Here is a 7,487-nt window from a genome sequence, read left to right as displayed (position 1 = left end):
AGGTCGAACAGGTCGAAGCCAACGAGGGCATGTCCTATGGGGTCAACGACATGCGCGATGGGGTCAATCTGTCGCGGATGCAGGTGACGCGGCCACTGGTCATGTCGACCGAGGTCACCAACCTGCCCAACCTGGTGGGCTTCCTGCGCTTCGGCCGCAATTTACCCGTGGTGCGGTTCGATAGCCGGTTCAACAACGTACCATCGTTGGGACCAGCTTTCCTCGAACGCACGACGCCCCCCATTCAGATCGACAAGGCCGGGATGCTCGTTCGCATCGCCCATGCCGAAGCACGTGTCCGTGAAGCAATGGAGCGGGAAGCGACGCAGGCATCTCCGCCAGCGACACATGGCGAGATCAAGCCAGCGAAGCCTTCGGTATCTTCAGAAGCCGCCCCGACGGCACCACCGCAGCCGGATTTGTTTACGCCTCCGGCCCCGAACATCGATCCGCGTGTGGAAGATATATTGCTCAATGACGAGAATGCCGAGCTTCCCGTGCCCGCCCGCACCCTTTGGACGATCCTTGCCGGCAAGCAGGGAGAAATCCGGTCCGATCTTGTCCAGCATGGCCGTGACGATGGGCCGCGTGAGCGGGCGAGGCCAGCATGATCCAGCCGCAACGTCTCCATGGCACACCAGCCAATATCGCCCGCTACTACACGGTTGGCGATTACTACACCAAGGGCGGTAACGAACCGTCTGCATGGGGTGGGAAGCTGGCAGGCGATCTCGGCCTCTCCGGCGCTGTTGATCCGAAGCTGTTGCGCGACCTACTTGCTGGAAAAGTCGGCGATCAACAACTCGGGCGGCACCGCGCGGATGGCGAGATCCAGCATCATCCCGGTTGGGATTTTGCGGTCAATGCGCCAAAGTCGGTTTCGATCATGGGGCTGGTTGCCGGTGACGAACGCGTGCTTGCCGCCCATGAGGGCGCGGTGACCGCAGCTATTTCCTATCTGGAAGAGCAGGCGCAGTTGCGCCGCCGTGATGAAGGCAAGATCGTTCATGAAACAACGGGCCGCATCCTGGTTGCCCGCTTTACCGAGCATGGCAGTCGGGAACTCGATCCACATCTGCATACGCATCTTGTCGTACTTAACATGACGAACCGCGAGAATGGCGATCCCATGGCGAGCCTGGAAAGCCGGGTCATGTATGGCGAACAGCGCGTGGCCGGGCAGATCTATCGCAACGCGCTGGCTTTCGGCTTGCGCGAAGCGGGCTATGAAATCGATGCTGATCCTCGTTCTGGGTTGTTCGAGATACGAGGCGTACCAAAGGACCTGATCGACCATTTCTCACAGCGCGCCGAAGCGATCGAGGACCATGCGCGCGAACATGGTCTGGTGGGACAGAAAGCCCAGCGTGCTTCCTTTTACGCCACCCGCAAGGCGAAGGTTAAGATCGGCGAGGCCGAACTCAGCGCGCAATGGCATCAGCGGACAGGCCAGCGTCTCGAAACGCTGCAGGAGATTGCTACGCTGGCGCGGGGTCGGGAAGGGGAGCATCCGGCGCCTACGGAACGCGATGCGTCGCGTGCGGCTCTTTTCGGCTTGCGGCAACTGGAGACATCCGAGGCGGTCAACAATTTAGGCGACATATTGCGCACCGGTCTTGCTGCCCATGTCGGCGAAGTCCGGCTCGACGATATCCGTCCCCGGATCGCAGCACATGAGGTCCTGCGCAAATTGCTGCCTACCCATGAGCAGACCGGTGACAAGGTACTGACCCGTGGCCGCACCAGCTGGAAGTCTTGGCGTCTGGAACTGGCGCTGACCCAGCATATCGCGCTTGGGCTCAATGACGCGCGTCCAATCGCTTCGAGCGATCGCTTGTTGGCCGTGCTCGATGGGACGTCGCTGAACACGCAGCAGCAGCACGCACTTGTCGAGACGGCGCTGACGCGGGATCGGGTCACGGCGATTCACGGTGTCGCCGGTTCTGGAAAATCGACGCTGGTGAGAGTTCTGGCTGAGGCGGCCGAGCCGGGAACAACATTGATTGCATTGGCACCCACATCATCGGCCGCTGCGGAACTGGGAAGCAAGGCGAACATCATGTCCCATACTGTCGCCAGCTTTGTCGCGCGCGGCGGGCAGGGGATCACGGACCGCCATGTGCTGGTTCTCGATGAAGCAGGGCAGCTCAGCAACCGCCAAGCCCAGCGGATGCTGGAGATCAGCAGGACGACCGGGGCACGGCTGCTTTTCCTCGGAGACGAGAAACAGACCGGGGCGATCGAGCAGGGCAAACCCTTCTGGTTGATGCGGAGGCTGGGTTTGCCGACGGTCGAGTTGACGCAAGCCGTTCGGCAGGAAACCAAATCAATCAAGGCTGCCGTTACCGCCGCGCGCGCCGGGAACTTTGCCGAGGCATTGGCAAAGCTCGATAGCGTCAACACCGTCGACGACAATGAAAAGATGGCGGAGCAGGTCGTCAATGCCTGGATACGGCTCAAGCCGGAATCACGGGCAGGGACCAATATCCTTGTTCTCGACAATGCGACCCGGCTGATCGTCAACAGTAAGATTCGCGAAGCGTTGAAAAACGAGAATGGGCTGGCTGCCGAGGACAGCCGGTTTTCCATCCTGGCCCCGGCGGGCTCAACCGATATCCAGAAGCATATGGCCCGCTTCTACGGGGCAGGACAGGTGGTGCGTTTCGAGCGGGACATTGCAGACCTCGGTATCGCGCGGCATGCCGACTATCGGGTCGCTGGACCAGGCCGGGAGGCCAATGGGCGCCAGGTTGTGCGTCTCGTCGACGATCAGGGGCGCGTCATACGCTGGGATCCGCAGACGACGAAGGCCCGCCACATCAATGTGTTCAATCCTGAAGAACGGGACGTCGCCGAGGGTGACCGTATCCAGTGGCGACTCGTCAGTCGCGAACTTGGTCTGCGCAATGCCGAGCGCGGTACCGTCGAAAAACTTGATGGGCCGGTAGCGACGATAGGATGGGATCGAGATGGGCGCGTGCAGCGGGTTGATCTGTCCGAACACCGAACCTGGGATCATGGTTATGCAGAGACTGTCTATTCCGCCCAGTCCAAAACCTATCCGCGCGTTTTCGTGCTGGCGCCGGTCGAATCGCCGCTGGTCAACGCCCAGAATTTCTACACCGCCATCACCCGCGCGGCATTCGGTGCCAGGCTCTGGACCAACAACGCCAAGGAACTGATTGCCAAACTCGAGCGCCAATCAGGAGAAAAGACGTCTTCGTCGGAAGGGTTGGGCCGGTTGAAGACTGACCGCGTAGATGCCTTCTCGAAACGCCGGGAAGGCCATCTGGAAAATCTGAGGGCCAAGCAGGAGCGAGACCGAAACGAGCGGCGCGATCGGGCTCTCGATCGACAACACCACTATCGTGACCGCTCACCCCGTGGCGCGGCTGAGCATCTTGCCGACGGTGCCCGGAGCATCGCGCAGGTGCTCGACAAGTTTCTCGCAGGCATTCTCGACCATGCGCGTGCCGAAGAGAAAGCGCCGAAAATCGGCATCGACCGGGAAAACCAATCTCCAGCGCCTCAATCCGAACCCTCTCATGGCCCTGAACGATAAGGTCACTGCCTATGCTCCGCTCTAAATTTGCCGTTCAGCTGATCCAGGGAAAGCGCTTCGCAGGCGCCGTCCCGCCTGAGTATCAATTTGAATTCAGTACGTCGCGCCAGACCAGATGGTGTAGAGTCTCCCTGAGCTGCATTGGATGGACCAAGCCGCATAGCCGGACTTCTGTCAGTCGTAGCGCCGCCGACGAGATCCATTTGGGGAGAGCGCTCTCTGCATTTCTGAAAGATGGCTCAGTCGCGGTGCTGTCACTTTACGGTGATCCGACCAATTCGATCACTACGCCTGGAACCGCTATCCGGAGGGTCAGATGAGGTCATATGGCATCCTCAGGCTGGTGTGCACTGCAGTCATCACTATGGCATTGTACACCACCCCCGCATTTTCGAAGCCCTCAGACGAGGGGGAACTGCGGATCGCGGCCTGCATTCTGCAAGCCTCGCTTGGTCAGCCCTGGTTGGAGAAAACGCTTTGGGGACTGCGCGAGCAGGAAGCGGGCTGGATCGGTGCCGAGGTTCGCAACAGCAATGGTTCTCACGATCTCGGCCCTTTGCAGATCAACAGTTGGTGGGCACCACGCATTGCTACGCTTGTTGGGCGTTCACCTGTTCAGGTGCGACATTGGCTGCGTTTTGATCCCTGCTTCAACGCGCAGGCTGCAAGGTGGATATTCCTGTCTGCCCTGCGCTCGACCGGTAATTACTGGACGGCGATTGGCGTCTATCACAGCCCGACGACGTGGCGGCAGATACGCTATCGTGGTTCGGTAGCTCGGCATATGCGGACGAGATACGGAGATGCTGTGTTTCGCCTGCGATAGACAGGGCGTGACCTTGATTTGCCAGACCTGGTGCACAATGTGTTTCGTGAGTAGCATGTGCTTTCACCCGCAGATGGCGCAGCGAAGTCCCCCAGGTCGCTGTGTGGATGAACGATGCTACGTGACGCTGCTAAGCTAATGTGCATCACGTCGCGTCGAAATTACTCGCTTTTTGTAAATTTATATAGATACTATGATAATTTATAAGGAAGTGATTGGCTCACATGCCAAATAATAAACAAAAACTATGACTATAAATAATTCAGTTATTTACAATATAAGTTGCTTATTACTCTGTAGGGACACTTGATAATTGCAGTTATCACATATCCATATTTGACGGCTCTTTGTAAGGTGGGCTACAGATCATGCCGATGGATCACCCCGCGCACCCCGACAACAATGCCCTTTTTGCAGGTGAAACGGCGCCAGCGCAGATGGCACCGGCCGATGATCTCTGCTGGGCGGTAGTGAAGATGCACGCGGTCGAGCGCATCGTCGTCAACGAACCGCTGATCGCCGCGTACCAGGCGGCATCCTCGCCGCACAGCATCCGCGCGCTAAAGTCCGACCTGGAGGCGTTCGACCTCTGGTGCAGGCGCCACAATCGCGTCGCGCTACCGGCGACGCCCGAAACCGTCGCGGATTATCTCGACGCGCGCGCCGAGAAAGGGAGCAAGCCCGCGTCGCTCGGACGCTACAAGGCGTCGATCGCCAAGATCCACCTGCTGCTCGATCTCAAGGATCCGACACTGGCCTCGTTGGTGAAGTTGCGCCTGCAGGCAATCCGACGCCGGCTCGGCACTGCGCAGAAGCAGGCGCGGCCGCTGCGGTTCAAGGGGCCGGTCAGCAACGTCGAGCGTGACGAACCCCGCGGTCTGAATGTCCGGGCGCTATTGGAAAGCTGCGCGGAGGATTTGCCGGGCCTTCGCGATCGGGCGCTTCTCTCTGCCGGTTATGACACGGGGCTGCGCGCCTCCGAGTTGGTGGCGATCGAGGTCGAGCACATCATTGAGGCGATCGATCCGGACGCCCGGCTGCTCAGCATTCCGCGCAGCAAGGGCGACCAGGAGGGGGAGGGGGCGACCTCTTATCTCAGCCCCCGGACTGTTCGGGCGATCGCGGCCTGGCTGGAGGCGGCTGGGATCGAGGCGGGGGCGGTGTTTCGGCGTGTGAACGTGCGACGCTACAAGGCCAAGGCAGCGGTGCGGGGCCGGTCGATCGACAGCATTTCTGGGCGCGAGAGCTGGGATCTGCGCAAGACGCTGCCCAAGAAAGCGGTGCCAGCGCGGGTCGAATATGATGTGGGGGAGGGGGCGCTGCATCCGGCGTCGGTCGGGCCGATCTATCGCGCGATGATCCAACGGGCATTCGACGCTGGCGCGTTGTCAGACCTGACGATGGACGATTTGGCAAAGTTGCTTAAAGGGATCAGCGCGCATTCGACGCGGGTCGGGCTCAACCAGGACCTGTTCACGAGCGGTGAGGATCTCGCCGGTATCATGGATGCTTTGCGCTGGAAGTCGCCGCGAATGCCGCTCGCGTACAATCGCAATTTGGCGGCTGAATCCGGGGCGGCCGGTCGCCTGTTGCGCGTTCTCGAATGATCTTGGCCGATCAATGTGCACGTCGTCGTCGTGCTCGAAATGCGGCGACTTTTTTTGAACGCCATTGAATGAACGCTCAAATGACCGCATAACATGGCCCTAACATGGTATGTTCGGTCATAATAGTGGACTTTGCAAGATGTATGAGTTTTCGGCGGCGAAAGAAGATCGTGGAGAGTCTTGTCATAACTACCCAATTATCCGTCTTAGATAGACTAAAATCAACCATATCTTTGATTTCATCGGAATTGGCATCTTAGAAAGGAAATACTATGTTTCGTTTTTTATTTACAGCTGTAACCGTGTTCTTCTGTATTCCCGCAACTGTTTGTGCAAAAGACATTATTATCGAAATGAAAAATAATGGCATAGATGGCGTTATGGTGTTTGAGCCCTCCTATATCAAGGCACGGCCTGGCGACCGGATTATTTTCAAGCCTACTGATAAAGGGCACAATGCAGAGACCATTCCAGCATTCTATCCAAAGGGTGCAACGCCATTAAGGGGCGCGATTAACAAGGAAATCGTGTTCACTACCAAACTCCAAGGCCTTTATGGCATCAGATGCCTGCCCCACTTTGGAATGGGCATGATTGCATTAATACAGATTGGGTCGGTTAAGTCGGCGGATGTAGATGCCGCTAAGGCTGTCGAATTGCCGCCTCTTGCTAAAAAGAGGATGATTGCGGCAATTGCAAGGATCAGGTAGGCGTTCAGCGCGCAGAACAATTCGATGTCCGGCCATCGTTAGCGATCAGCCAAGAACCCCTCCCGGTGGTCATTGTGTCGCAGCTGAAACTTTAAATAATGCTAGCGGCGCTTCCGCAAATGTCTCAGGTGAAAATAGCAATGAATTTTTGAGATAGAAATTTGCCATTGGTGGGGTAGTAGTGCGTAATAGCCGAATCTGATTATCGACTATCGAGAAAAAGCTTATCCTCAATCTGGAGCCGCGCTTGTAGTAAGAAGGGAATTCGTTCCAGGAGCGCGGTTAGTGTTGGCAGGGGATCTATGATACTGACCGAGATCGCAGCATGAGCCTTCCCTATCCGATCGACAATCGGAACAGCTAAGCACATTAGGTGGGGCGATGTTTCCTCGATTTCGGCCGCCCAGCCCCGCTCACGAGCTTGAGCTAGTTGTTCCCTAATATCTCGTGGTTCTATAATTGTAGCGGCTCGCAATGATGATCGCCCGGAACTGCAATAGAGGGGTCTTTCCCGCTCGGATTATATGAGACGCTGGCGATCGGCGGGCGCACGTTCGGTGACACGCAAATCCCATTGGGTGCGACGGACGCGAGATGTTCAACGGTCGGTGCGAGATCGTGGAATCGTCAGCGAGACGCCGCCACGGCAAACTATGGTGCGTGTTTCGCAAATTCCCGGACACGGATTTCGGTAATTCGCGGACAGTGATTTCAGTAAATACGGGACAGCGATTCCGCTAATTCCGGGACAGTGGTTTCGGGCGGGAATGAGGTTCGTTTTT

At 57.8% G+C, this 7,487-nt stretch carries 5 protein-coding genes; all 5 read left to right on the top strand.

The annotated features are described in order from the left end of the window. A partial coding sequence (locus tag SxD43FB_RS22560) for a type IV secretion system DNA-binding domain-containing protein (protein ID WP_176482899.1) occupies positions 1-611 on the top strand: 611 nt, incomplete at its 5' end. Beyond that, complete coding sequence (gene mobF / locus SxD43FB_RS22555; protein ID WP_096064037.1) at positions 608-3,562, top strand: MobF family relaxase; 2,955 nt, start codon at positions 608-610, stop codon at positions 3,560-3,562. The genes SxD43FB_RS22560 and mobF, both read left to right, overlap by 4 nt. 364 nt (positions 3,563-3,926) lie before the next feature. After that, positions 3,927-4,388 (top strand): lytic transglycosylase domain-containing protein, encoded by a 462-nt coding sequence (locus SxD43FB_RS22550; RefSeq protein WP_096064039.1) that lies wholly within the window; start codon positions 3,927-3,929, stop codon positions 4,386-4,388. Positions 4,389-4,762: 374 nt separating this feature from the next. Continuing rightward, positions 4,763-5,995 carry a tyrosine-type recombinase/integrase gene (locus tag SxD43FB_RS22545; RefSeq protein WP_096064038.1) on the top strand — a complete coding sequence of 411 codons (1,233 nt, stop codon included), beginning with the start codon at positions 4,763-4,765 and terminating at the stop codon, positions 5,993-5,995. A gap of 272 nt (positions 5,996-6,267) precedes the next feature. Next, complete coding sequence (locus tag SxD43FB_RS22540) at positions 6,268-6,705, top strand: pseudoazurin (protein WP_096064036.1); 438 nt, start codon at positions 6,268-6,270, stop codon at positions 6,703-6,705. Positions 6,706-7,487 lie beyond the last annotated feature (782 nt).

It is taken from the genome of Sphingobium sp. D43FB (assembly GCF_002312805.1).
In the GTDB taxonomy this organism is placed as follows: Bacteria; Pseudomonadota; Alphaproteobacteria; order Sphingomonadales; family Sphingomonadaceae; genus Sphingobium.
Note: the sequence above shows the minus strand (reverse complement) of the source record. Positions and strands in the feature narration are given on the sequence as shown.

Bases quoted from the DNA above. Each gene is read 5' to 3' on its own strand.
- mobF (WP_096064037.1), top strand. From the start codon at position 608: ATGATCCAGCCGCAACGTCTCCATGGCACACCAGCCAATATCGCCCGC.
- SxD43FB_RS22550 (WP_096064039.1), top strand. From the start codon at position 3,927: ATGGCATTGTACACCACCCCCGCATTTTCGAAGCCCTCAGACGAGGGG.
- SxD43FB_RS22545 (WP_096064038.1), top strand. From the start codon at position 4,763: ATGGATCACCCCGCGCACCCCGACAACAATGCCCTTTTTGCAGGTGAA.
- SxD43FB_RS22540 (WP_096064036.1), top strand. From the start codon at position 6,268: ATGTTTCGTTTTTTATTTACAGCTGTAACCGTGTTCTTCTGTATTCCC.